Origin of the sequence: Bradyrhizobium sp. CB82, assembly GCF_029714405.1 — a bacterium.
In the GTDB taxonomy this organism is placed as follows: domain Bacteria; phylum Pseudomonadota; class Alphaproteobacteria; order Rhizobiales; family Xanthobacteraceae; genus Bradyrhizobium.
Genome location: NZ_CP121650.1, coordinates 6,273,638 through 6,296,898, shown reverse-complemented (window position 1 = coordinate 6,296,898; position 23,261 = coordinate 6,273,638). Strand labels below are relative to the sequence as shown.

The 23,261-nt window shown below is 64.9% G+C and carries 22 protein-coding genes and 1 pseudogene; 16 read left to right on the top strand and 7 right to left on the bottom strand.

Annotated elements, in window-relative coordinates; genetic code table 11:
- Window positions 1-24: 24 nt before the first annotated feature.
- From QA640_RS30585 to QA640_RS30575, 3 genes are read left to right on the top strand one after another with little or no spacing between them, the layout of a single operon-like run.
- Entirely contained in the window at window positions 25-2,229 is a 2,205-nt protein-coding gene (locus tag QA640_RS30585; RefSeq protein ID WP_283036573.1) for an amylo-alpha-1,6-glucosidase, read from the top strand.
- A gap of 23 nt (window positions 2,230-2,252) precedes the next feature.
- Window positions 2,253-2,765 carry a PRC-barrel domain-containing protein gene (locus QA640_RS30580; RefSeq protein ID WP_283036572.1) on the top strand — a complete coding sequence of 171 codons (513 nt, stop codon included), beginning with the start codon at window positions 2,253-2,255 and terminating at the stop codon, window positions 2,763-2,765.
- A gap of 22 nt (window positions 2,766-2,787) precedes the next feature.
- On the top strand, window positions 2,788-4,077 hold the full coding sequence (locus QA640_RS30575) for an MFS transporter (RefSeq protein WP_283036571.1): 1,290 nt from the start codon (window positions 2,788-2,790) through the stop codon (window positions 4,075-4,077).
- 67 nt (window positions 4,078-4,144) lie between these two features.
- On the opposite strand, the gene QA640_RS30570 is transcribed toward QA640_RS30575, so the two are convergent.
- The 4 genes from QA640_RS30570 to fixL form a co-directional block, all read right to left on the bottom strand.
- Window positions 4,145-4,834, bottom strand: coding sequence for a helix-turn-helix domain-containing protein (locus QA640_RS30570; RefSeq protein ID WP_283036570.1), 690 nt, complete (start codon window positions 4,832-4,834; stop codon window positions 4,145-4,147).
- Window positions 4,835-4,950: 116 nt separating this feature from the next.
- Window positions 4,951-5,373 carry a response regulator gene (locus tag QA640_RS30565; RefSeq protein ID WP_283036569.1) on the bottom strand — a complete coding sequence of 141 codons (423 nt, stop codon included), beginning with the start codon at window positions 5,371-5,373 and terminating at the stop codon, window positions 4,951-4,953.
- Window positions 5,374-5,433: 60 nt separating this feature from the next.
- Window positions 5,434-6,051, bottom strand: a complete 618-nt coding sequence (gene fixJ, locus QA640_RS30560; RefSeq protein WP_283036568.1) for a response regulator FixJ — start codon at window positions 6,049-6,051, stop codon at window positions 5,434-5,436.
- Window positions 6,052-6,054: 3 nt separating this feature from the next.
- Entirely contained in the window at window positions 6,055-7,572 is a 1,518-nt protein-coding gene (gene fixL, locus QA640_RS30555; RefSeq protein ID WP_283036567.1) for a sensor protein FixL, read from the bottom strand.
- A 209-nt stretch (window positions 7,573-7,781) separates the two neighbouring features.
- Here fixL and QA640_RS30550 point away from each other — a divergent pair, with 209 nt between their 5' ends.
- From QA640_RS30550 to ccoS, 10 genes are all read left to right on the top strand, one after another.
- Window positions 7,782-8,615 carry a universal stress protein gene (locus tag QA640_RS30550; protein WP_283036566.1) on the top strand — a complete coding sequence of 278 codons (834 nt, stop codon included), beginning with the start codon at window positions 7,782-7,784 and terminating at the stop codon, window positions 8,613-8,615.
- A gap of 34 nt (window positions 8,616-8,649) precedes the next feature.
- On the top strand, window positions 8,650-9,075 hold the full coding sequence (locus QA640_RS30545; RefSeq protein WP_283036565.1) for a CBS domain-containing protein: 426 nt from the start codon (window positions 8,650-8,652) through the stop codon (window positions 9,073-9,075).
- 202 nt (window positions 9,076-9,277) lie between these two features.
- Window positions 9,278-10,927 carry a cytochrome-c oxidase, cbb3-type subunit I gene (gene ccoN, locus QA640_RS30540; RefSeq protein ID WP_283036564.1) on the top strand — a complete coding sequence of 550 codons (1,650 nt, stop codon included), beginning with the start codon at window positions 9,278-9,280 and terminating at the stop codon, window positions 10,925-10,927.
- Between the two features lie 11 nt (window positions 10,928-10,938).
- A complete protein-coding gene (gene ccoO / locus QA640_RS30535; protein ID WP_283036563.1) occupies window positions 10,939-11,673 on the top strand; it encodes a cytochrome-c oxidase, cbb3-type subunit II in 735 nt (244 codons plus the stop codon).
- Between the two features lie 13 nt (window positions 11,674-11,686).
- Window positions 11,687-11,851 carry a cbb3-type cytochrome c oxidase subunit 3 gene (locus tag QA640_RS30530; protein WP_283036562.1) on the top strand — a complete coding sequence of 55 codons (165 nt, stop codon included), beginning with the start codon at window positions 11,687-11,689 and terminating at the stop codon, window positions 11,849-11,851.
- Window positions 11,852-11,857: 6 nt separating this feature from the next.
- Window positions 11,858-12,730, top strand: coding sequence for a cytochrome-c oxidase, cbb3-type subunit III (gene ccoP / locus QA640_RS30525; protein WP_283036561.1), 873 nt, complete (start codon window positions 11,858-11,860; stop codon window positions 12,728-12,730).
- Window positions 12,731-12,844: 114 nt separating this feature from the next.
- Window positions 12,845-14,311: a cytochrome c oxidase accessory protein CcoG gene (gene ccoG / locus QA640_RS30520; protein ID WP_283036560.1), complete on the top strand. Its 1,467-nt coding sequence runs from the start codon at window positions 12,845-12,847 to the stop codon at window positions 14,309-14,311.
- Window positions 14,312-14,333: 22 nt separating this feature from the next.
- A complete protein-coding gene (locus tag QA640_RS30515; protein WP_283036559.1) occupies window positions 14,334-14,828 on the top strand; it encodes a FixH family protein in 495 nt (164 codons plus the stop codon).
- Between the two features lie 11 nt (window positions 14,829-14,839).
- Window positions 14,840-17,044, top strand: coding sequence for a cation-translocating P-type ATPase (locus QA640_RS30510; protein WP_283036558.1), 2,205 nt, complete (start codon window positions 14,840-14,842; stop codon window positions 17,042-17,044).
- The gene (gene ccoS / locus QA640_RS30505) at window positions 17,032-17,214 is read left to right on the top strand and encodes a cbb3-type cytochrome oxidase assembly protein CcoS (protein WP_283036557.1); all 183 of its coding nucleotides are present in this window, start codon (window positions 17,032-17,034) and stop codon (window positions 17,212-17,214) included. The genes QA640_RS30510 and ccoS overlap by 13 nt, the downstream gene beginning before the upstream one ends.
- Here ccoS and QA640_RS30500 read toward each other — a convergent pair.
- Both QA640_RS30500 and QA640_RS30495 read right to left on the bottom strand, forming a co-directional pair.
- On the bottom strand, window positions 17,211-18,254 hold the full coding sequence (locus tag QA640_RS30500; protein WP_283036556.1) for an MFS transporter: 1,044 nt from the start codon (window positions 18,252-18,254) through the stop codon (window positions 17,211-17,213). The genes ccoS and QA640_RS30500 overlap by 4 nt on opposite strands.
- 81 nt (window positions 18,255-18,335) lie before the next feature.
- A complete protein-coding gene (locus QA640_RS30495; protein WP_283036555.1) occupies window positions 18,336-18,818 on the bottom strand; it encodes a cupin domain-containing protein in 483 nt (160 codons plus the stop codon).
- Between the two features lie 258 nt (window positions 18,819-19,076).
- Between QA640_RS30495 and QA640_RS30490 the strand changes: the two genes are divergently transcribed.
- Window positions 19,077-19,793, top strand: coding sequence for a peroxiredoxin-like family protein (locus tag QA640_RS30490; RefSeq protein WP_283036554.1), 717 nt, complete (start codon window positions 19,077-19,079; stop codon window positions 19,791-19,793).
- A 199-nt stretch (window positions 19,794-19,992) separates the two neighbouring features.
- Here QA640_RS30490 and QA640_RS30485 read toward each other — a convergent pair whose 3' ends face one another.
- On the bottom strand, window positions 19,993-20,880 hold the full coding sequence (locus QA640_RS30485) for a LysR family transcriptional regulator (protein ID WP_283036553.1): 888 nt from the start codon (window positions 20,878-20,880) through the stop codon (window positions 19,993-19,995).
- A gap of 229 nt (window positions 20,881-21,109) precedes the next feature.
- On the opposite strand from QA640_RS30485, the pseudogene QA640_RS30480 reads away from it, so the two are divergent.
- Both QA640_RS30480 and QA640_RS30475 read left to right on the top strand, forming a co-directional pair.
- Window positions 21,110-22,217 (top strand): annotated as a pseudogene (locus QA640_RS30480) (patatin-like phospholipase family protein).
- Between the two features lie 93 nt (window positions 22,218-22,310).
- On the top strand, window positions 22,311-23,258 hold the full coding sequence (locus QA640_RS30475; protein WP_283042933.1) for an oxygenase MpaB family protein: 948 nt from the start codon (window positions 22,311-22,313) through the stop codon (window positions 23,256-23,258).
- Window positions 23,259-23,261 lie beyond the last annotated feature (3 nt).

Genomic DNA, 23,261 nt, shown 5'->3' with positions numbered 1-23,261 from the left:
GATAACGGCGCAGGGGAATAGCGCATGTCAGCCGAAGTCGTCACCCAGTTCGTCGCGGCATCGCGAACCGTGGAAGTGGTGGAGGAGCAGCCGTTCTACATTCCCATGACGGGACCTGCGGCGAGGCCGCGGCGCTCGCTCAAGCACGACGATACCTTCATCGTTCTCGACAGCCATGGCGATATCGGCGCCTCCGCCGGTGGTCCGGACGGTCTGTTCAACTGCGACACGCGCTATCTCGCGCGGCTCGAGCTCGTGCTCGACGATCTTCAGCCGTTGCTGCTCGGCTCGAACTTGCGCGACGACAACTCGGCCCTGACCATCGACCTCACCAATCCCGATATCTACCGCAATGGCCGCATCGTCCTCCAGAAGGATCTGCTGCACATCGTGCGCACGGTGTTCCTGTGGCGCGGCACGGCCTATCAGCGTATTGGCCTCCAAAACCATGGCGACCGGCCGGCGAGCTTCGAGCTGACGCTGCTGTTCGACAGCGATTTCGCCGATTTGTTCGAGGTGCGTGGCGAGAAGCGGCCGCGGCGAGGGACCGGCGCGAGCAAATTGCTCAGCCCGACCGATGTCCTGTTCGAATATCGCGGGCTAGATGATGCGCAGCGCACGACCGGACTGCACTTCGATCCAAGGCCAACCCGGCTTTCGGTCAATGCCGCCACCTGGCAGCTCGAGCTCGAGCCGCATCACACGAAGTCGTTGTTTGTGGCGGTGTCCTGCAACCGGCCGCAGACGCTCAAGCCCGTGCGCTTTTTTCCGGCCATGCTGGCGCACCGCCGCGAGATGCGCGCCTGTACGGCGGGGACGACCAGCATCGAGACCTCCAACAACATCTTCAACGAGGTGCTGTGCCAGGCGATGGCCGACCTCAACATGCTGATGACGGATACGCCGCAGGGCCGCTATCCCTATGCAGGCATTCCCTGGTACTCGACGACGTTCGGCCGCGACGGCCTGATCACTGCCTTGCAGATGCTGTGGATCGATCCGCGGGTCGCCAGAGGCGTGCTGCGGCGGCTCGCGCACTTCCAGGCCAAATCCACCGATCCGCTCGCCGACGCCGAGCCCGGCAAGATCCTGCATGAGATGCGCGGTGGCGAGATGGCGGCGCTGCGCGAGGTCCCGTTCGCTCAATACTACGGCAGCGTCGATTCCACCGCGCTGTTCGTGCTGCTCGCCGGCCGCTATTTCGAGCGTACGGGTGATGTTGAGACGCTGCTGGAATTGTGGCCCGCGATCGAGGCCGCGCTGGCCTGGATCGACGGACCTGGCGATCCCGACCGTGATGGCTTTGTCGAATATCAACGCGCGTCCGAGCAGGGCCTCGCCAACCAGGGCTGGAAGGATTCCTATGATGCGATCTTCCATGCCGACGGCACGCTCGCGGAAGGCTATATCGCGCTTGCCGAAGTGCAGGGCTACGTCTTTGCCGCCAAGCAGCTCGCCGCGCGCTGCGCCCTGCGGCTGGGCAAGCCGGACAAGGTGAGGAAGCTCGAGGCTGAGGCAAAGGCGCTCGCCGCCCGTTTCGAGGAGGCGTTCTGGTGCGAGGAACTCGGCACCTACGCGATCGCGCTCGACGGCGCCAAGCGACCCTGCAAGGTGCGGACGTCGAATGCCGGCCAGCTCCTGTTCAGCGGCATGATCAGAGAGGACCGCGCCCGCAAGGTCGCCGCCGACCTGATGCGGCCGCATTTCTTCTCCGGCTGGGGCATCCGCACCGTGGCGCTCGGCGAAAAGCGCTACAATCCGATGTCCTATCATGACGGTTCGGTCTGGCCGCACGACAATGCGCTGATTACGCTCGGGCTCGCGCGCTACGGCCTGAAGCATTCGGTGGCGCATGTCTTCAAGGGCCTGTTCGAGGCCGCGACCTACATGGACCTCCGGCGTCTGCCGGAATTGTTCTGCGGCTTCCGCCGCGAGAAGCGACGCGGCCCGACTCTCTACCCGGTCGCCTGTGCACCGCAGGCCTGGGCGAGCGCGACACCGTTCACGCTGCTGGAAGCCGCGCTCGGCATCGAGTTTGACGTCGCGCGTTGCGAGATCCGCCTGCGCAATCCGCATCTGCCGGCGTTCCTGAACGAGGTTGTGCTGCGCGAGTTGCAACTGGGCGCCTCCAGTGTCGATTTGCGGATCCGGCGCCATGGCCATGATGTCGCGCTCGAGGTGCTGCGCACGCGCGGCCAGATCCAGGTATCGATCGTGCTGGCGCACTAGCGCAATCAGTCGGAGGAGGTAGCATGCGCGCCATGACGCGGTTGATGCTCGTCGCAGTGATCGTGGGGAGCATCGCGCCTGCGGGCTCGTACGCGGCGGAGGAGCCTCCTGCGGCGCAAGCCGAGCCGAACGCGTCGCCGTCGCCGGCCCCGACCGTGCCCGTGGTGCCGAAGGACGCGGCGCCGCCGCCCTCGGTCACCATCATCGGTGCCAGCGACGCGCACGGCGTGCTCGGGCGGGACGTGCGCAGCGCCGCCGATGAGGACATGGGACGCATCGTCGATGTCATCGTCGATCGCGCCGGCAAAGTGCGGGCGGCGGTGATCGATTTCGGCGGTTTCCTCGGCGTCGGTAGCCGCAAGATCGTGGTCGACTGGAACGCGCTGCATTTCGGCAAGATCGCCAACAAGAAGGACAGCATCAGCCTGGAGCTGACCAAGGCGCAGGTCGCGGCTGCGCCGGAATACAAGGAGGACACACCGATCGTCGTGCTGGGTGCCTCCGGCACCCTGCAACCGCTGCAGTTCATTCCGTAAGGAAGGGGAGGGCAGACTGCCGGTGCGCTTGTCCAGGAAGCCGAGCCATCCGAGCGACGTTGAACGTGGCCGACCCGAGAGCCGCAACGCTGTTTCTGCGCTTCCGCAACCGGCGCCGTCAAAGCAGAGTCTGCGGGCGCTGGATTGGTTCATCTTCTTCCTGGCCGACGTGCAGACCGGCTTCGGCCCGTTCATCGCGGTGTATCTGACGACGCAGAAATGGACGCAGGTCGAGATCGGCCTCGTGCTGTCGATCGGCGGCATCGTCGGCCTGATCGGTCAGATGCCGGGTGGCGCGATCATCGACGCCGCGAAATCCGAGCGGCTGGTCGCGGCGCTTGCGATCGCGACCATCGGCTGCTGCGCGCTGGCTTATGCGGCGATGCCGATCTTTCCGGTCGTGGTGACGGCAGCGACCCTGCATGCGGCGGCGAGCTGCGTGCTGGGGCCTGCGATCGCCGCGATCAGCCTCGGCCTCGTCGGGCCGTTCGCGATCGGCGAACGGCTCGGCCGCAACGCGCGCTTCGCCTCGCTTGGTAACGGGGTCGCGGCCGCGGTGATGGGCACCGCCGGCTATCTCCTGTCGAGCCGCTCGGTGTTCCTCGTCACCTTCCTGCTTGCGATCCCGACCCTGATCGCCTTGTCGCGGATCCGTGAGGAGGAGGTCGACGTGGCGCGCGCGCACGGCGAAATGCCGCGCGAAGCCGCCGAAGGCGCGGACACGAATGTGTGGCATCTCCTGAGGCAGCGGCCGCTGTTGATCTTCGCCTGCAGCGTGATGCTGTTGCAGCTCGCGAACGCGGCGATGCTGCCCTTGATGGCCAGCGTGGTGACGACGCGGTCGAGCCAGTGGGCGACCGTCCTGATCGCGGGCTGCATCATCGTGCCGCAGGCGATCGTGGCACTGATGTCGCCGTCGGTCGGGCGCAAGGCGCAGGCCTGGGGCCGACGGCCGCTGCTGCTGATCGGATTCGGCGCGCTTGCGATTCGCGGGCTGTTGTTCGCGACCGTCCGTGATCCCTATGTGCTGGTGCTGGTGCAGGTGTTCGACGGTATCACGGCCGCTGTGTTCGCGGTGATGATCCCGCTGATCGTCGCCGACGTCGCCTTCGGCAGCGGCCATTTCAATCTTGCGCAGGGAGTCGTGGGAACCGCCACCGGCATCGGTGCGTCGCTGAGCACCGTGCTCGGCGGCTTCATCAGCGACAGGTTCGGCAGCAGCACCGCCTTCGTCGGCCTCGCCTGCGTCGCAGCAGCCGGGCTCCTCCTGATTCTCCTGGTGATGCCGGAGACGCGGCGCAGCGCGCGTTGAGAGTAAGAAAATGGTCGGCCGAAACGGGTTCGGCCGGCCAGTCGGGAAGATGGCAGGGAGGAAGAAATCAGGCGTCGAGATTGTGCAGACGCTGGCGGTTGCGCAGCACGATCTGACGGGCACCGGAGAAGCCCAGGATGCCCTGGGAATGAAGCTGCGACAGCGCGCGCGACACCGTCTCGAGCGTCAGGCCGAGATAGTCGCCGATGTCGCGGCGGCACATCGGCAGCGCCATCATGCCGGCGACAGCGAGGCGGCGGTCCATTTCGAGCAGGAAGGTCGCAACCCGCTCCATCGCGGTCTTGCGGCCGAGCAGCAGCATGTGGTCCTCGGCGTGGCGCAGCTCGCCCGCGGTCATCGCCCAGAGCTTGCGCGCGACCTGCACATCGATGCCGGCAGCCTTCTCGAGGCTGGAGCGCTTCACGAGGCGCACGGTGGTGTCGATGATGGCTTCGGCGGCGAGGCGATGGCTGGCGACGGATTCGAGGCCGAACACGTCGCCGGGGAGATGGAAGGTGCCGATCTGACGGCGGCCGTCGGAGAGGAGCTTGTAGCTGCGCACCGCGCCGGAGACGACCTGGTAGACATATTCAGCGGGCTCCTCCTCGCCGTAGATCTCCTCGTCCTTGCGATAGGAGAATTCGGTAGCGACAAGACCGACATGGCCGGTGATGGCGCCGAACTGGTCGGAGACGGGATAGGCGGCGGGGGCGATCTTGTTGCCGCGAACCTGGGTGTTGAGCGACTGGGTGAGCATCTGTGCCATCTCCGTTGTGATGGCGGATGGTTACCGCGCGTCGAGCGGCGTGAAAATTTCGAGCGATATCTTAAGGATGTCTACCTACGTAGAATCCCGTAGGTCGAGCCTTGAGGTCAACCCCTGGGCTTGCCCTCGATGGCGCCGCGGATGCACTTGATGAGATTTTCGTCGAGAAGCGGCTTCAGGATCACGTCCTTGATCCCGACCGCGGCGGCCCGGGTCGAAATATTCTCGTCCGGATAACCCGTGATCAGGATCACGGGCGTGTCGCCCTTCGACGTGCGCAGGCGCCTCGCAAGCTCGACGCCGTTGATGTCGGGCATCTTGTAGTCGATCACGTAGCAGTCCGCGCCCGCAGAGCGGGGAGCATTGAGCAATGCCGTGGCATTCCTGAAGGTCCGCACGGCAAAGCCGTCGGTTTCCAGCAGGAATCGCAGTGATCCCAGGACGGCGTCGTCGTCGTCGACCACGTAGACGATGGGCTTGAGTGAGGACGACATCGGATCCGGCCCACAATGCAAGCTGATCTCGGTCATGGCAGCTTTGCTAGCACGTGACGAGGGGAGGGCCTTGACCTGCCTCAAGTCGGACTTGCCTCAATCCTTGAGCATGCCGGCGCGCATCGCCAGCCGCACCAGCTCCGACAGGCTGCCCGCCTGCATCTTGGTCATGACGTTGGCCCGATACACTTCGATGGTGCGCGGGCTGATGTCGTACTCGCGGGCAATCAGCTTGTTGGAGAGGCCCGCGATCAGCCCCTCCATGACCTGACGCTCACGCGGGCTGAGCGAGGCCACACGCGCGGCGACGTCCTGCGCGATCGCCTCGCTCTTGGCGGCAGGCTCGGCCTGGCGGATCGCCGCTTCGATCATGGCGGTCAGGCGATCGTCCTCGAATGGCTTTTCGAGGAAATCGACCGCGCCGAGCTTCATGGCTTCGACCGCCAGCGGAACGTCGCCATGACCGGTCATGATGAGGATCGGGAATGGACTTTGAGCATCCTTCATGCGCTTCAAGAGCTCGATCCCGTCAAGCCCCGGCATGCGCACGTCGGAGACCACGCAGCCGAACGAGAGGCCCTGCAGCGCGTCGAGAAAGCTTTGCGCCGTCTCGAACAATCGGACGCTGAAGCCGGACGAATCCAGAAGGAAGTTCAGCGAATCCCGCATCGCCTGGTCGTCGTCGATGACATAGACATGTGCCTTTGTGGTCATTGATCAGTTCTCGTCGGCTGCCGGCAAGGTAAAGCGAAACGTTGCGCCGCCCGATGCGTTGCTCTCGGCCCACATGCGGCCGCCGTGCGCCTCGATGATCGAGCGGCTGATGGAAAGTCCCACGCCCATACCGGTCTCCTTCGTCGTGAAGAAGGTCTGGAACAGGTTTGGTATCACGTCGTCGTGGAAGCCGGATCCGGTATCGCAGACCTCGACTTCGATCATGCCGTCGGCCACCTCGGCGTTGGTGACGACGAGCTCGCGCTGCGGCGATTGCGCCATGGCTTCCAGCGCGTTTCGGAACAGGTTGACCAGTACCTGCTGGATCTGGACACGATCGGCCAGCACGAGGTCGGCGTCCGGATTGAGCTTGAAGCGGAGCTGGACGTTCTGCTCGCGTGCGCCGGCAAGGCCGAGCGCGCCTGCCTCCTCGATCAGCTTGGAGAGGCTCTCGACCCGCTTCTCGGATTCGCCGCGCGAGACGAAGTCGCGCAGGCGGCGGATGATCTGGCCGGCGCGCAGCGCCTGCTCGGCCGCGCGGTCCATCGCGCTCTCGATCTTGGTGATGTTCGGATCGCTGCTGCCCGCCAGCAGCCGGCGCGAACCCTTCATATAGTTGCTGATGGCCGCCAGCGGCTGGTTGAGCTCGTGCGCGAGCGCCGATGCCATCTCGCCCATCGCGCTCAGGCGCGAGACATGGACGAGCTCGGACTGCAACTCCTGCAGCCGGGCCTGGGTTTGCTGGTGCTCGGTCAGGTCGCGCACGAAGCCGGTGAAATAGGGTTCGCCGCCAGACTGCATCTCGCCGATCGACAGGTGCATCGGAAAGGTCGTGCCGTCGCGCCGCTTGCCGGTAACGATGCGGCCGATGCCGATGATGTGCGGGTCGCGCGTGGTGCGATAGCGGGCGATATAGCTGTCGTGGCGGGAGCGGTCGGGCTCGGGCATCAGGATGTCGACGTTCTGGCCGATCGCCTCATGCTCCAAATAGCCGAACAGGCGCTCGGCGGCCGCGCTGAACAGCTGGATGATGCCGTGGCCGTCGATGACGATCATGGCATCGGGAATCGTCTGCAGAATCGAGCGGAGGTGGCTCTCGCGCGTGCGCAATGCCTCCTCGACCTGCTTCTCCTCGTCGATGTCGAGGAAGATCCCGCTGAGATGGCGCGCGGCCCCGGCGTCGTCCCGGATCAGGCCGGCGCGGGCTCGGATCCATTGCCCTTTGCTGGAGACGCCGGAAATCCGGAAAGACACGTCGAACCCGCCGCCGCGTTCTGAAACGCGCTTGATCGCGGCTTCGACCCGCTCGCGGTCCTTCGGCTCCAGGTGCGACAGGAAGAACTCGTAGGTGATCTCCAGGTCGCGGGCGACGCCGAACAGCGCCCTGGCCGCATCCGACCATTCCAATTCCTGCGTCTTGAGATCAAGGTCCCAGGTGCCGACGCCAAATCCTTCGATCCGGACCCGGAAATGTTCGCCCCGACCGTCATCTGCCGGATGAGTTACGCGGGTCGGGCTCAATTTGCTTCCATCCTTGCGTCGTGGGGGTGCGGTTCCGCGGACGATAATTTCGCGCATGGCCGCCCGGGAGGCAAGTTCGGCAATCGGATAATCCGCTCGGGGCGGCTGGCCGAGCCGGCCCGAACTGCCTGGCGGCTTGATCTATCTCATCCCGCTCCGGCGGCGGTGCGCCTAGCATCTTCGCGATCCGCAAGTTCGGGAGACATGGAATGACATACGCGACCGTCATGGTCAGCCTGGCGCTTGGTCAGCCCAATGAGGCAAGGCTCCAGGTCGCGGGCGAGCTCGCGGAGCGCTTCGAGGCGGCGATCGTCGGAGTTGCTGCGGCGCAGTTCGCGCCGCCGCTCTATTTCACCGACGGTGCCGAGGCCCAGCGTCTGATCGACCAGGGCGAGGCCTCGGTTCGGCAGTGCCTTGCGGAGCTCGAGGGACAATTCCGCGCCGCGACCAGAAATCGCGGCGGGCACGTCGAGTGGCGCGGCGCGGTCGATTTCCCGGCGCGTTACGCGCTGCAACAGGCGCGCTGCGCCGACATCATCGTCAGTGGCGGGCAAAGCCCGGCCTTCTCGGACGCCTTCTCGCTCGTCACCCCCAAGGATCTGGTGATGCAGACCGGCCGTCCGCTGCTGGTTGTGCCCGACGGCATCGACTGGCTCGATCTGCGCAGTGTGCTGGTGGCCTGGAAGGATGCGCCGGAGGCGCGGCGCGCGGCCGCCGATTCGTTGCCGATGCTGCGCAAGGCGAGGGAGATCACGCTCGTCGCGATCCCCGAGCCGGACGACGATCGCCCGGCGGTGCTGGCCTCCGTCACCGACGTCGTCGCCTGGCTCGCCCGCCATGGCGTCACGGCAACCGCCCAGGTGTCGGAAGCGGGCCGGAACGAAAGCGCGGCTGACCATTTGGATAAGGTGGCTGGCGATGTCGGAGCCGGCTTGATCGTGGCCGGCGCCTACGGCCATTCGCGGTTCCGCGAATTGGTCCTCGGCGGCGTCACGCAGTTTCTGCTCACTCAGTCAGCCCGCTGCGTGCTGCTGTCGCACTGACATCGGCTGACTGAAGGACAATGAGGGACGCGCCGTGTACAGATTCCTTGAACAGACCACCGACGGCTACATGACGCGCAACGTCAAGACCGTGGTGCGCGACCTCAACATGCTCGAGCTCAGCGAGATGTTCGAGCGCGACGACTTCAACGGCTATCCAGTCGAGGAGGACGGGCAGGTCGTCGGCATCGTCACCAAGTTCGACATTTTGAAGTGCTTCGCCTTCACGCCGAGCCAGATGGTGCCTCGCTATCTCGACCTGATGAATCGCAGGGTCGGCGATGTCATGACGCCGGAATTCATCTACGTCCACCCCGACACGCGATTGACCCGTGTGCTCCAGCTCATGGTCGAGCACCGGATCCGGAGCATCATCGTGCTCGATGGCACGCAGAAGCTCGTCGGCATCATCGCGCGGGAGGACGTCATCACCGCGCTCAAGGCCAACGCGCGCGACTGACCACCGGCTGGCGCATTTTTGCGACATTCGGGCTCCGTGATTTGCCGGAGGTACTGCCGGTCATGCGCGCGTAAGTAGCTGATATCGTTTCCCGAAGTCCCGTCGATCGCGACCGCCGGAAATCCGGTTATCTTGATTTCAATCAATTCCGCGCGAGCGTGAATGTGGTTTCTGGCTCCGTGTTCTTTCAGAGAGAATCCGCATGAGCCAGCCCTCCATTTCCAAATCCATGACCGTCGGTGAAAGCGGCCTGGCGGTAGTCTTCGCAGTCACCGCCTTTCTCTGCGTGATCGCGGCGGCCAAGGCGCTCGATGCGCCCTTCGCATTCCATGCGGCACTCAGCGCCGCGGCCAGCATCGCTGCGGTCTTCGTCATCCTCAACCGCTACTTCGAGCGCCCTGCGGCGCTACCGCCCGCGGAAATCAACGGCCGGCCCAACTACAACATGGGCCCGATCAAGTTCTCCGCCTTCATGGCGATGTTCTGGGGCATCGCCGGCTTCCTGGTCGGCCTGATCATCGCCTCGCAGCTCGCCTGGCCCGCGCTCAACTTCGATCTGCCCTGGACGAGCTTTGGCCGCCTGCGTCCGTTGCACACCTCGGCGGTGATCTTCGCCTTCGGCGGCAACGTGCTGATCGCCTCTTCGTTCTACGTCGTTCAGAAGTCGTGTCGCGTTCGGCTTGCCGGCGAACTCGCGCCCTGGTTCGTCGTGGTCGGCTACAATTTCTTCATTCTGGTCGCGGGCACCGGCTATCTGCTCGGCGTTACCCAGTCCAAGGAATATGCCGAGCCGGAATGGTATGCGGACCTCTGGCTGACGATCGTGTGGGTGGTCTATCTGCTGGTCTTCCTCGTGACGGTGATCAAGCGCAAGGAACCGCACATCTTCGTCGCGAACTGGTTCTATCTCGCCTTCATCGTCACGATCGCCGTTCTGCATCTCGGCAACAATCCCGCGCTGCCGGTGTCGGTGTTCGGCTCCAAATCCTACGTCGCCTGGGCCGGCGTCCAGGACGCGATGTTCCAGTGGTGGTACGGCCACAACGCGGTCGGCTTCTTCCTGACCGCCGGCTTCCTCGCCATCATGTACTACTTCATCCCCAAGCGCGCGGACCGACCGATCTATTCCTACCGGCTCTCGATCATCCATTTCTGGTCGCTGATCTTCCTCTACATCTGGGCCGGCCCGCACCATCTTCATTACACCGCGCTGCCTGACTGGACACAGACGCTCGGCATGACCTTCTCGGTGATGCTGTGGATGCCCTCGTGGGGCGGCATGATCAACGGCCTGATGACGTTGTCTGGCGCCTGGGACAAGCTGCGCACCGACCCCGTGCTGCGCATGCTGGTGGTCTCCGTCGCCTTCTACGGCATGTCGACCTTCGAGGGTCCGATGATGTCGATCAAGGTCGTCAATTCGCTCAGCCACTACACCGACTGGACCATCGGCCACGTGCATTCCGGTGCGCTCGGCTGGGTCGGCTTCGTCTCCTTCGGCGCGCTGTATTGCCTCGTGCCGTGGGTCTGGAATCGTAAGGGCCTCTACAGCCTCAAGCTCGTCAACTGGCACTTCTGGATCGCCACCCTCGGCATCGTCCTCTACATCTCGGCGATGTGGGTGTCCGGCATCCTTCAGGGCCTGATGTGGCGCGCCTACACCTCGCTCGGCTTCCTCGAATATTCGTTCATCGAAACCGTGGAAGCGATGCATCCCTTCTACATCATCCGTGCCGCCGGCGGCGCTCTGTTCCTGATCGGTGCGCTGATCATGGCCTACAATCTCTGGATGACGGTGCGCGTCGGCGAGGCAGAAGTCACGTCGCCCATGGCTCTTCAGCCGGCGGAATGAGGAGTTCGACAATGTCTTTCTGGACTCGCCACCAAATCTTCGAGAAGAACTCGATCATCCTGGTCGTCGGCATCCTGCTGGTGATCTCGATCGGCGGTCTCGTCGAGATCGCGCCGCTCTTCTACCTCAAGAGCACGATCGAGGTCGTCGACGGCGTGCGGCCCTATACGCCGCTCGAGCTCGCCGGCCGCAACATCTACGTCCGCGAGGGCTGCTATCTCTGCCACTCGCAGATGATCCGACCCTTGCGCGACGAGGTCGAGCGCTACGGTCACTTCTCGCTCGCCGCCGAGAGCATGTACGACCACCCGTTCCAGTGGGGCTCCAAGCGCACCGGTCCCGATCTTGCCCGCGTCGGCGCCAAATATTCCGACGACTGGCACGTGACCCATTTGACCGACCCGCGGGCCATCGTGCCGCAATCGGTGATGCCGGGCTATCCGTTCCTGGCCGAGAATGAGGTCGATCCCGCCACGATTGCCGATCACATGCGCACGCTCAAGGCCGTCGGCGTGCCCTACAGCGACGACCAGATCGCCAACGCGGCCGATGACCTGAAGGCGCAAGCCGATCCGGACAATGCAGGCAGCGATGCCTTCACCAAGCGCTACGCCAAGGCGGTTGTGCGCAACTTCGACGGCAAGCCGGGCACCCCGACCGAGATGGACGCGCTGGTCGCCTATTTGCAGATGCTCGGCACGCTCGTCGACTTCAAGCTCTACAACGAGAAAGCCAATCTCCGCTGAGAAGGCATGAACGATGAAAGCAATTCTGACAGTCCATAACCTTGCGTCCGATCTCGTGACGACGATCTGGACGCCGGCCTTCGTCGCGATCTTCCTCGCGATCGTCGCCTACGCATTCTGGCCGCGCAACAAGGCCGCTTTCGACGAAGCGGCGCGACTGCCGTTGCGCGAGGAGTAAGGGATCATGACCGACCACGGTGAAATCGACCACGTCTCCGGGAAGTCCACGACCGGACATGAGTGGGACGGCATCAAGGAGCTCAACACGCCGCTGCCGCGCTGGTGGTTGATAACCTTCTATCTCACCATCATCTGGGCGATCGGCTACTGGATCGTCTATCCGGCGTGGCCGCTGATCTCGACCAATACCACCGGCCTGTTCGGCTATTCGACGCGCGCAAGCCTCGCGGTGGAGCTTGCCAATCTCGAGGCCGTCCGGGGTGAGAAGATGGCGGCGCTGGCCAAGGCCTCGCTCGCCGAGATCGAAAAGGATCCGGCGCTGCTCGCCCTGGCGCGGGCCAAGGGCAGGACCGTGTTTGGCGACAATTGCGCGCCGTGCCACGGCAGCGGCGCCGCCGGCGCAAAGGGCTTCCCGAACCTCAATGACGACGACTGGCTGTGGGGCGGCACGCTCGACCAGATCATGCAGACTATCCAGTATGGCGCGCGGTCCGGTCACGCCAAGACCCATGAGGGCCAGATGCTCGCCTTCGGCAAGGATGGCGTGCTCAAGCCCGACGAGATCGTCACGGTCGCCAACTACGTCCGCTCGCTCTCGGGCCTGCCGACCCGGCAGGGCTATGACGCGGCCAAGGGTGAAAAGATCTTCACTGAGAATTGCGTCGCCTGCCATGGCGACGGCGGCAAGGGCAATGCCGAGCTCGGCGCGCCGAACCTGACCGACAAGATCTGGCTCTATGGCTCGGACGAGGCGACGTTGATCGAGACCATCAGCCAGGGCCGCTCGGGTGTCATGCCGGCGTGGGACGGACGGCTCGATCCCGCCACCCTCAAGGCGATGGCGGTCTACGTCCACTCGCTTGGCGGCGGCAAGTAAGCGGAAGGCCGCTCTTGCAATCGAAGGGGACGGGGAAACCGCCCCCTTTGAGCTGGATCAACTGCACGGTCGGAGTTCGATCTAGGTTCGATCGTACCCGCAAACGGACCCGCGATGAACAAGGCTGTGAACCCGAACGAGCTCCAACCGGAAGGCGATTACGGACCGCTCTATGCGTCCCGCAAGAAGGTATACCCCCAGAGCGTCTCAGGCAGCTTCCGCCGGATCAAATGGGGGCTGATGGCATTCTGCCTCGGCGTCTATTACCTGCTGCCCTTCGTGCGCTGGAATCGCGGCCTTGGCGCTCCTAACCAGGCGGTGCTGATCGATCTCCCCAACAGCCGCTTCTATTTCTTCTTCATCGAGCTGTGGCCGCAGGAGGTCTACTATTTCACCGGCCTTCTCATCGTCGCCGCGGTTGCGCTGTTCCTGATGAATTCCATCGGCGGCCGCATCTGGTGCGGCTATCTCTGTCCGCAGACCGTCTGGACCGACCTGTTCTACGCCGTCGAGCGCCTGATCGAGGGCGATCGGCGCGAGCGCATGAAGAAGGATGCCTCGGCCGATCCGATGAAGCTCGAGCGCATCTCGGAGATCGTGCTCAAGCATTCGATCTGGCTCCTGATCGCCTGGTGGACCGGAGGCGCCTGGGTGCTCTACTTCAACGATGCGCCGACGCTGGTGAAGGAACTCGTCACCTTCCAGGGGCCGATGATCGCCTATATCTGGATCGGCATCCTCACCGCGACGACCTATCTGCTCGCCGGCTACATGCGCGAGCAGGTCTGCACCTATATGTGCCCGTGGCCGCGCATCCAGGCCGCGCTCACCGACGAGTGGGCGCTCAACGTCACCTACCGCTATGACCGCGGCGAGAAGCGCACGTCGGTCAAGAAGGCCGCCGAGCTGCGTGCGCTCGGCGAGCAGGTCGGCGACTGCGTCGACTGCTACCAGTGCGTCGCAGTCTGCCCGACCGGCATCGACATCCGCAACGGACCGCAGCTCGAATGCATCCAGTGCGGCCTGTGCATCGACGCCTGCGACACCGTGATGAAGAAGATTGGCCGGCCAACCCGTCTGATCGCCTATGACAACGACATCAACATCCAGCGCCGCCAGGAGGGCAAGCCGCCGATCTATCGCATCGTGCGGCCCCGCACCGTGATCTACAGCGCCATGATCGTGGCCGTCGGCGGCATCATGCTCTACGCGCTCCTGACCCGCAGCCTGCTCGACGTGAACGTGCTGCATGATCGCAACCCGATCGCCGTCAAGCTCAGCGACGGTTCGATCCGCAACGCCTACACCGTGCGGCTGCTCAACAAGCGCGGCTTTGACCGCGTCATCGCGATCGATGTCGACGGGCCCGTGAATGCGACGGTCCATGTCGTCGGCGTCGATTCCGTGACGCCGGACCGGCCGATGATCGTGATCGGTCGCGACCAGACCGCGGAATTGCGGCTGCTCGTGACGGCGCCGGCCGAGCAAAATCCGGAGAAATCGATCCCGGTCCATTTCCACGTCACCGATATCGGGCTCGGCGAGGTCGCAACCGCCACCGACAATTTCGTCGCGCCCTAAAGAGCATCGTTTGGAGTTTGCCATGGCATCCGCCGTATCGAAGCCACTGACCGGCACCACGGTCTTCGTCATCCTGGTCGCGTTTTTCGGCGTCGTGATCGGCGTCAACGTCACCATGATGAAGCTTGCGATCGCGACGCTTCCGGGCACCGACGTCGACAGTCCCTATGCCGCCGGTCTCACCTACGAGAAGGAGATCGCTGCGGCGCGGGGTCAGGCGGCACGGAAATGGCAGGTCGACGCGAAGATCAAGCGCAGCGCCGATGGCGGCGCGACGGTACGGGTCGAGGCTCGCGATGCCGCCGGCCGGCCGGTGACTGGCCTCACATTCTCAGGGCGGCTGGAGCGGCCGACCGACAAGCGTGCCGATCTTTCCGTCGAACTCGCCGAGATCGGCATCGGCGTCTATGGCGGCAGCGCGGCGGCGGTCGTACCGGGCCAGTGGGATCTCGTGCTCGAGGGCGATGCGCGCGGCGAGCGCATGTTCACGTCGCGCAATCGCGTGATCCTGAACTGAAGGAATTCGTCATGCACGTCTCGCGCGATTTCTCCCATTATGTTCGTGCTGCGGGTGAGGGCTTCCAGCACATCGATCTCGCCGTCGAGGGCGTGCACTGCGCCGGCTGCATGGCAAAGATCGAGCGCGGTCTCTCCGCCATTCCCGACGTGACGCTGGCGCGGGTGAATCTCACGGACCGCCGCGTCGCGCTGGAGTGGAAGGAGGGTACGCTCGATCCCGCGCGCTTCATCGATCGGCTCGAAGAGCTCGGCTACAAGGCCTATCCTTACGAGACCGCGAGCGCGGAGGCGACCGAGGTCGCGGAATCGCGCTTCCTGCTCCGATGTCTCGGCGTTGCGGCCTTCGCCACCATGAACGTGATGATGCTGTCGATCCCGGTCTGGTCCGGCAATGTCAGCGACATGCTGCCCGAGCAGCGCGATTTCTTCCACTGGCTGTCGGCGCTGATCGCGCTGCCGGCCGCGGCCTATGCCGGCCAGCCGTTCTTCCGCTCGGCCTGGCGCGCGCTCGCGGCGAAGACCACCAACATGGACGTCCCGATCTCGATCGGGGTGATCCTCGCGCTCGGAATGTCCGTGGTCGAGACCATCCACCACGCCGAGCACGCCTATTTCGACGCCGCAATCATGTTGCTGACCTTTCTCCTGGTCGGCCGCTTCCTCGACCAGAACATGCGCCGTCGAACGCGTGCGGTCGTCGGCAATCTGGCGGCGCTGAAGGCCGAGACGGCGGCGAAGTTCATAGGGCCCGATGAGATCTCGCAGGTGCCGGTCGCTGCGATCAACCCGGGCGACATCGTGCTGCTGCGGCCCGGGGAACGCTGCGCGGTTGACGGCACCGTGATCGAGGGCCGTTCGGAGATCGACCAGAGCCTGATCACGGGTGAGACGCTTTATGTCACGGCCGACAGGGGCACGCCGGTCTACGCCGGCGCGATGAACATCTCCGGCACGTTGCGGGTGCGGGTCTCGGCCGCGTCGGAAGCGACGCTGCTCGCGGAGATCACGCGCCTGCTCGACAACGCGCTCGAGGCGCGCTCGCGCTATCGGCGGCTCGCCGACCGCGCCTCGCGCCTTTATGCGCCGGTGGTGCATGCCACCGCGCTCCTCACCATCCTCGGCTGGGTGCTGGCCGGCGCAAGCTGGCACGATGCGATCGTCACTGGCGTCGCCGTGCTGATCATCACCTGTCCCTGCGCGCTCGGGCTTGCGATTCCGACGGTGCAGACGGTAGCCTCGGGCGCAATGTTCAGATCCGGCGTGCTGCTCAATGCCGGCGATGCGATCGAGCGGCTGGCGGAAGCCGATCACATCATCTTCGACAAGACCGGCACGCTGACGCTGCCCGATCTCGATGTGGTCAATGCGGCAGCGATCCCTGCCGACGTCCTGGCGCTCGCCGGGCAGCTCGCGCTGTCGAGCCATCATCCGGTGGCCGCCGCGGTGGCGCGGTCCGCCCGTGCCAAATCGCCGATCGTCGGCGCGGTCGAGGAGGCCGGGCAGGGCGTGCGCGCAAACAGCGACGGCGTCGAGATTCGCCTTGGCCGGCCGTCCTTCTGCGGCGCCGAGGGGCTCGTGCAGAGCGGCATCGCTCTCGATCCGGAAGCCTCCATCGTGGCCTTCAGCAGGGGAGCGGACAAGTACGTCTTCGCGGTGCGGCAGGCTCTGCGTCCCGATGCGGTCACGGTGATCGCGGCGCTGCAGGCGCGCAATGTCGGCCTCGAGATCCTCTCCGGCGACCGCGAGCCCGCGGTCAGGTCGGCGGCTGATGCGCTCGGCATTCCCGAGTGGCGCGCCGGTGTGACGCCGGCCGACAAGATCGCACGGATCGAAGAGCTGAAGCGGCGCGGCACGCGCGTCCTGATGGTCGGCGACGGCATGAACGATGCGCCCGCGCTTGCGGCGGCCCACGCCTCGATGTCGCCGATTTCGGCAGCGCATCTCAGCCAGGCGACCGCCGACCTCGTCTTCCTCGGCAAGCCGCTGGCGCCGGTCGTCACCGCCGTCGATCATGCACGCAAGGCGTTGCACCTGATGCGGCAGAATCTCTGGCTCGCGATCGGCTACAACATCCTGGCAGTGCCGATCGCCATCAGCGGCGTCGTCACGCCGTTGATCGCGGCGGCCGCGATGAGCGGATCGTCGATCCTGGTCATGCTGAACGCGCTGCGCGCGCGCAGCGCCTCGCGGGGGATCACATCATGGAAGTCCTGATCATCCTCGTCCCTCTGGCGCTGGGGCTCGGGCTTATAGGGCTCGCCGCTTTCCTCTGGTCGCTCAAGAGCGGCCAGTATGACGACCTCGACGGCGCGGCCTGGCGCGCGATCGCCGATGACGATCCGCCGCAGGAGACGCAGCCTGACCTGGCGCAGGTGAAGCGCTAGACATCGTTTTTGAGCGCGAGCTGTCCGACGAAGCCGGTCACGGCCGCCTGGGCGAAGAAGGTGCCGACTCCCGTCAGCACCATCCCGGCCAATACGTTGGCCAGGTGCGTGGTCAACATCAGAGGCAGGCCGAGCGCGGCAATGCCGAGCGCCGTCCAGATGGTCGGCCGTGTTCCGATGCGCGCGACGGCGCGGTCGGCGATCAGGGTGGTGATGACCGAGGGCAGGAAGACCAGGTAGACGAAGCCGAGGTCCATCATGCCGAGCGACAGCGGCGGCCGCACCAGCACGAAGTTGACGAAAGTGAATGTGCCGATGAAGGCGAACAGGATGCAGAATCCGATTCCATAGGCCGCGCGCAGCCGCCGGTTGCGCCAATGCGAGATCATGGCCGCAAGCGGGGAATCTGTCAGCGTCATGGCTGGCATCGGCGGGACGCGCTGGATGGTGAAATAGACCAGCGCCGCGCCTGTAAGGTTCAGCGCAGCGAAGAAATAAAAATTCCAGGCCAGGCCAAAGCCATCGGCGACCGCCGCAGAAACCAGCCGGCCAATCAGGTTGCTTGCGACATTACCGGTAATGTAGGCGGCGAACGCGCCTCCAGCGTCCATCGCGCTACACTGTTCGCCGAGATAGGCGAGCGTGAGCGTGAAAGCGGAGGCCATGCAAAGGCCCTGGATGATGCGCAGGCCTGTGAAGATCGCGAGGTTGGGCGCCCACGCGAGCAAGCTGGTGGGGATGGCGAGCAAGGTCAGGCTCAACAGGATGCCACGCCGTCGATCGATGCGCGGGCTGAGGAAGCCGACAACGAGGCTGGCGGTTGCCATGCCGAAAGTGCTGGCATTCACCGCAAAGCCCATGGCCGCCGGCGTCACGCCGTAGTGTCGCGTCAGTGAGGGGAGGATCGCCTGGGTGGCGAACAGGTCGACCACTGTGAGGAAGGCGGTCAAACCGATGATGATGGAGCGCAGCACAGCGCCGGGCGAATGCCGGCTCATCTCCATTGCAAGCGGCTTCATGCGTGCGGACAGATCGGTCATGACACGATGTCTCCTGAACTGGGGCGGGTCGTCATTCCGGGGTCGGCCCTACGAGCCGCCCCCGGAACGACGGGGTGCTCGTCACATGTTGTGGTCTTTCGGGTCCCTGCGGACATCGCCGACATAGAGGATGACGGTCTCCTTGCCGAGGTTCTTCCACCAGTGCGAGGTGCCGTAGACCTCGGGGCGGAGATCGCCGGCCTTATGCACGATCGGGTCGACGCAGTTGGAGGCGTATTCGACGATCTCGCCCTGCTGGACGAAAATCAGGGCCGGGCGGTCGTCATGGCTGTGCCAGGGTACGATGCCGCCGGGCTCGATGGTCAGCTTGCGGAAGCGCAACTCGCGGCCTTCGATATGGGCGGGCTGCTTTTCGAGGTCGATCGAGCCGAGCGTGACGTCAGTGACACCGACCGGCTTGGTGTCGACCATCTGGCGCGCACGCGGCTTGATCTTGTCGGCCGGACATTCGCCGGCGAACACCGGCTGGGCCGAGATCACGAGTGCGCCCGCGAGCGCAAGGCCCAGCCAGACGGTGCGCGACGAGGTGAGATGCGTGAACATGGAGAGTCTCCTCTGTTGGCCGTGGCCTGGTTGTTGGCCGGCTGGCATCACCTTCCTCGAAGCCACATGTCTGATGAAATGCCGTCTCGCTCTGGACGCGATAGCTCCACGCTATCGATAGGCGGCGGCTATCGAAGCGATTGGGGATCGGCATTTCCGCTCGAGCGCGGTCCGGCGTTCGATGTGAGCCGGTCCAGCGCCTCTTGCAGGTGGCCCCGCGACGAACCTAGTATCCGACTTCAAACGCCGGAGCGGAACATGACGTCCCTTTCAGCAGCCGATGCCGAGCGGCTCGGGCTCGCCTTCCAGCGCTGCCGCGACATGGAGGGCACGCTGAACGAGCAACTGCGGGCTTATGCCAACGCAGGCCGCGAGATCTTTCCGGCCTATGGCGCGGCGGTTGATCGCCTGGTGGCGCGGCTCGCCGAAAACGGTGGCGGAGAAAACGCACCGCGGCCGGGTGAGGCGATGCCGCCCTTCATGCTGCCTGACGAGAACGGCAAGCTGATCACGCTGCCTTCGCTGCTGGAACGCGGCCCGGCCGCCGTGATGTTCTTCCGCGGCCATTGGTGCCCGTACTGCCGGCTGAACGTGCATGCGGTGACCGAGGCGCATGATCGCATCACGGCGATGGGCGCCCAGGTCGTCGCGATCATGCCGGAGACGCAGGAATTTTCGGAGACGTTCAAGGCCGAGTCGGGTGCTTTGTTCCCGGTGCTCACCGATCTCGACAACGGCTATGCGCTGTCGCTCAATCTGGCGATCTGGCTCGGCACCGAGATCCAGGGGCTTCTCTCCTACCAGGACATGGCCAGATTCCATGGCAACGGCGGCTGGATCCTGCCGATCCCCGCGGTCTTCGTCGTCGGTCGCGATGGCATCGTCAAGGCGCGCTTCGTCGATCCCGACTTCCGCAGGCGCATGGAGATCGACGATCTGCTCGTGGCGCTGGAGCGTGCGAGTAGGGAGCGCTGAATTTCAAGACTTCCACTGCGAGCGCCGTATGTTCTTACCCTCTCCCCTTGTGGGAGAGGGTGGATCGCCGCGTAGCGGCGAAATGGGTGCGGGGGCACTCTCCGCGTATGACACTTTCGATGCGAACTCGCGGAAGCAACCCCTCATCCGGCGCTTCGCGCCGCCTTCTCCCACAAGGGGAAGAGGAGCGAAACGGCTGCTACCCCGCGATCTCCCGCCAGTCGGCGCCGCGCAGCATGCGCATCACCGCGGAGGCGACTGCCGTGCGCTGACGGCCGGCGACACCGTAGAGATTGACGGTGCGGCGGGCATCGAGCCCGGCGACAGTCGCCCGCTTCAGGCCATCAGGCACCGGCGAGGTGTGGGGCATCATGGCGACGCCGATATCGGCCTCGACCAGCTCGATCAGGTCGCGCTCGCTCGAAATCTCGTGGCTGTGATCGACGTCGACGCCGTGTTCGCGCAGGCTCGCCGCGATGCGCGTTGAGTGCTCGCAATAGCTCCGGCTGAGCAGCTGCTCGGAGCGCAAATCGTCGAATTCGATCGTGCTGCGCTCGGCGAGCGGGTGACCTTTGCCGATCACGAGCTCGAAATTCTCAGTGAACAGCGGCCAGACGTCGAGCCGCTCCCAGGCTTCGTCAATCTCGGCGGCGATGCCGAGCTCGGCCTCTCCTTTTTTCAGGAATTCGCCGACCTCGCGGCTCGAGCCGCGCAGGAAGCGGAATTCGAGCCGGTTGAACTGCCGCTTGATCTGGTTGAGATGCGGGATGAGCAGCGCGAGATCGACCGAATGCGTCAGCGCGATGCGCAACGCGCCGATCTCGCCGCTCTTGAAGGATGAGGCGAGCGAGCGCGCGCCGGCCGCGGCCTCGTAGCACTGCTTGAGCAGCGGATGCATGCGCTGGCCGAGCTCGGTCAATTGCGCCGCCGGTCGTTCGCGCCGGAACAGATCGCCGCCGAGCTCGGCTTCGAGCTGCTTGATGGCGCGGGTCAGCGAGGGCTGCGTCACGTTGCACTCCTCGGCCGCGCGCGTGAAGTTCAACGTTTGGGCCACCGCGAGGAAATAGCGGACTTGGTGCATCTCCATGGATCGCTCCCGGCAAGATCGAGGCCAAGTCTAGCCGATCGGGGCCGGGAATGACATCCCGGGCGCGATAGCGCCCGGGCATGGTTTCGGAAGCCAGCGGGCATTTCCGTTCTTGCCGGCGATCCCTCAGGGTTTGACCGCGGCTCGACCGCGCATCGATGGCCGGGGCGTAACGATGTACCGCGAGGTGCGAAGACTAGACCGGCGCAAGGTCTCAAGGGAGAGAGACATGAACGGCATGCGAGACAACACGCAGAGCAAGAAGGCCTTACCCGGCCAGATCGTGCTGGTATTGCAAGGCGGCGGCGGCGCTGCACGAGGCTGGAATCGAGCCGGACTGGATCATCGGCACCTCGATCGGGGCGATCAACGCCAGCCTGATTGCCGGCAACGCGCCGCAGGACCGGCTGTCGCGGCTGGAGGAATTCTGGAGGCGGATGGAGCAGAATCCGGTCTGGAACCTGCGCACGGCTTTTCCCGGCTTCAACGAGAAGCTGGCTTATTGGTCGACGGTCACCAACGGCATTCCCGGTTTCTTCCGGCCCAATCCTCTGGCGCATGCCGGCGATTCCTTCCCGCTCGGCGCGGATCATGCCGGCTTCTACTCGACCGCGCCGCTGGAAAGGACGCTCACCGAGCTCGTCGACTTCAACCTGGTCAACCGCTGCACGCCGCGCCTTACGGTCGGTGCCGCGCACGTCCGCACCAGCCAGATGCACTATTTCGATAGCCGCGACGGCGATCTGACGGTGAAACACGTCATCGCCTCGGGCGCATTGCCGCCGGCCTTTCCGGCCGTGCGTATCGACGGCGAGCTCTACTGGGACGGCGGCATCCTGTCGAACACGCCGACCGAGGCCGTGTTCGATGACAATCCGCGCAAGAATTCGCTGATCTTCGCAGTGCATCTGTGGAATCCGGTCGGCGCGGAGCCGACCACGATGGCGGAGGTGCTGAACCGTCACAAGGACGTGCAATATTCCAGCCGGATCGCAAGCCACATTGCGCGGCAGCAACAGGCGCACCGCCTGCGCCACGTCATCAACCAGCTCGCCGCGCGGCTGCCCGAAAGCGCGCGCAACGATCCTGCGGTGCGAGAGCTGACGAGCTATGGCTGTCCCACGCGGATGCATGTGGTGCGGCTGCTTGCGCCGCAGCTCGACCGCGAGACCCACACCATCGACTTCAGCCCATCCGGCATCATGCGGCGCTGGAAGGCAGGCTATCTCCATACGCGATCGGTGCTGGCGCGCGCGCCATGGATCGGCGAGTTCGACCCGCTCTCGGGCGTGGTGCTGCACGAGCACATGGAGGAGATGCCGATTGCGGCGGAGTAACCCATCATTGCAACCGACGTTGTGACGTGGCGACTTCGCGGTACCGCAGGGTTGGTCTATCTTGCGGTAGCCGCGCTGTCGAAAGGTTTGCAATTGGTCTCCGCGAAGGATCTGGAAACGACACTTGATCTCGTCAGGGCTGAAGCCGATGGACGTGTCGAAGGCATATTCGGTCCGGAGTCTCTGACCTGGAGGATCGATCGGGAAGCCGTCATCTTTCTGGGCGCCGGCCGCGCCTTACTGCTCCAGCTCGCCCACCCCTGGGTCGCCGCCGCCATCGCCGAACACTCTCGAACCTTTGCTGATCCGATCGGTCGATTCCATCGCACTTTCGACATCGTATTTGCCATGGTGTTCGGCTCGCTCGACAGGGCGCTCGCTTCGGCCCGACAACTCCACCGGCGTCATACGATGATTGTCGGCCGCATGCCCGAACCCGTCGGTCCCTTCGCGGCAGGCTCGCTCTATTGCGCCAACGACGTTGCGGCGCTGCGCTGGGTCCATGCGACGCTGGTCGATACCGCTCTCATCGTGCATGATCTGGTTCTGCCGCCGTTCTCGGTCGAAGAACGCGAGCAGTACTGGGCCGAGAGCCGGCTGTTTGGCGCCTTGTTCGGGCTGACGCCGGCCGACCTTCCGGCGGACTGGGCCTCCTTTGCTGCCTACACCGAGGCGATGGCTCAGTCGGACACGCTCTCCGTCAGCCCGGCGGCGCGCGAGGTCGCCACGCAGATCATGAGCGGGGGACGTCCGTGGTTGCGGCCGCCGCGATGGTATCGGGCGCTGACGGCGAGGCTGTTGCCGGAGCGATTGCGCGTAGGCTTTGATCTCGCTCTTGAGAAACAGGACCAAACGGCTGCGGACAACGCGCTGAGATGGATACGACGCGTCTATCCCCGCTTGCCCCATCGCCTGCGCTATGTCGGTCCGTATCAGGAGGCCCAGGCGCGATTGCGCGGCCAGCCGCAACCCGACTGGATGACGCGATGTCTCAATCGGGCCTGGATCGGCCGGCCGCACATGGACGAGCGCTCGAGATGAATC

Bases quoted from the DNA above. Each gene is read 5' to 3' on its own strand.
- QA640_RS30585 (WP_283036573.1), top strand. From the start codon at position 25: ATGTCAGCCGAAGTCGTCACCCAGTTCGTCGCGGCATCGCGAACCGTG.
- QA640_RS30580 (WP_283036572.1), top strand. From the start codon at position 2,253: ATGCGCGCCATGACGCGGTTGATGCTCGTCGCAGTGATCGTGGGGAGC.
- QA640_RS30570 (WP_283036570.1), bottom strand. From the start codon at position 4,834: ATGCTCACCCAGTCGCTCAACACCCAGGTTCGCGGCAACAAGATCGCC.
- QA640_RS30565 (WP_283036569.1), bottom strand. From the start codon at position 5,373: ATGACCGAGATCAGCTTGCATTGTGGGCCGGATCCGATGTCGTCCTCA.
- fixJ (WP_283036568.1), bottom strand. From the start codon at position 6,051: ATGACCACAAAGGCACATGTCTATGTCATCGACGACGACCAGGCGATG.
- QA640_RS30550 (WP_283036566.1), top strand. From the start codon at position 7,782: ATGACATACGCGACCGTCATGGTCAGCCTGGCGCTTGGTCAGCCCAAT.
- ccoN (WP_283036564.1), top strand. From the start codon at position 9,278: ATGAGCCAGCCCTCCATTTCCAAATCCATGACCGTCGGTGAAAGCGGC.
- ccoO (WP_283036563.1), top strand. From the start codon at position 10,939: ATGTCTTTCTGGACTCGCCACCAAATCTTCGAGAAGAACTCGATCATC.
- QA640_RS30530 (WP_283036562.1), top strand. From the start codon at position 11,687: ATGAAAGCAATTCTGACAGTCCATAACCTTGCGTCCGATCTCGTGACG.
- ccoP (WP_283036561.1), top strand. From the start codon at position 11,858: ATGACCGACCACGGTGAAATCGACCACGTCTCCGGGAAGTCCACGACC.
- ccoG (WP_283036560.1), top strand. From the start codon at position 12,845: ATGAACAAGGCTGTGAACCCGAACGAGCTCCAACCGGAAGGCGATTAC.
- QA640_RS30515 (WP_283036559.1), top strand. From the start codon at position 14,334: ATGGCATCCGCCGTATCGAAGCCACTGACCGGCACCACGGTCTTCGTC.
- QA640_RS30510 (WP_283036558.1), top strand. From the start codon at position 14,840: ATGCACGTCTCGCGCGATTTCTCCCATTATGTTCGTGCTGCGGGTGAG.
- ccoS (WP_283036557.1), top strand. From the start codon at position 17,032: ATGGAAGTCCTGATCATCCTCGTCCCTCTGGCGCTGGGGCTCGGGCTT.
- QA640_RS30500 (WP_283036556.1), bottom strand. From the start codon at position 18,254: ATGACCGATCTGTCCGCACGCATGAAGCCGCTTGCAATGGAGATGAGC.
- QA640_RS30495 (WP_283036555.1), bottom strand. From the start codon at position 18,818: ATGTTCACGCATCTCACCTCGTCGCGCACCGTCTGGCTGGGCCTTGCG.
- QA640_RS30490 (WP_283036554.1), top strand. From the start codon at position 19,077: ATGACGTCCCTTTCAGCAGCCGATGCCGAGCGGCTCGGGCTCGCCTTC.
- QA640_RS30485 (WP_283036553.1), bottom strand. From the start codon at position 20,880: ATGGAGATGCACCAAGTCCGCTATTTCCTCGCGGTGGCCCAAACGTTG.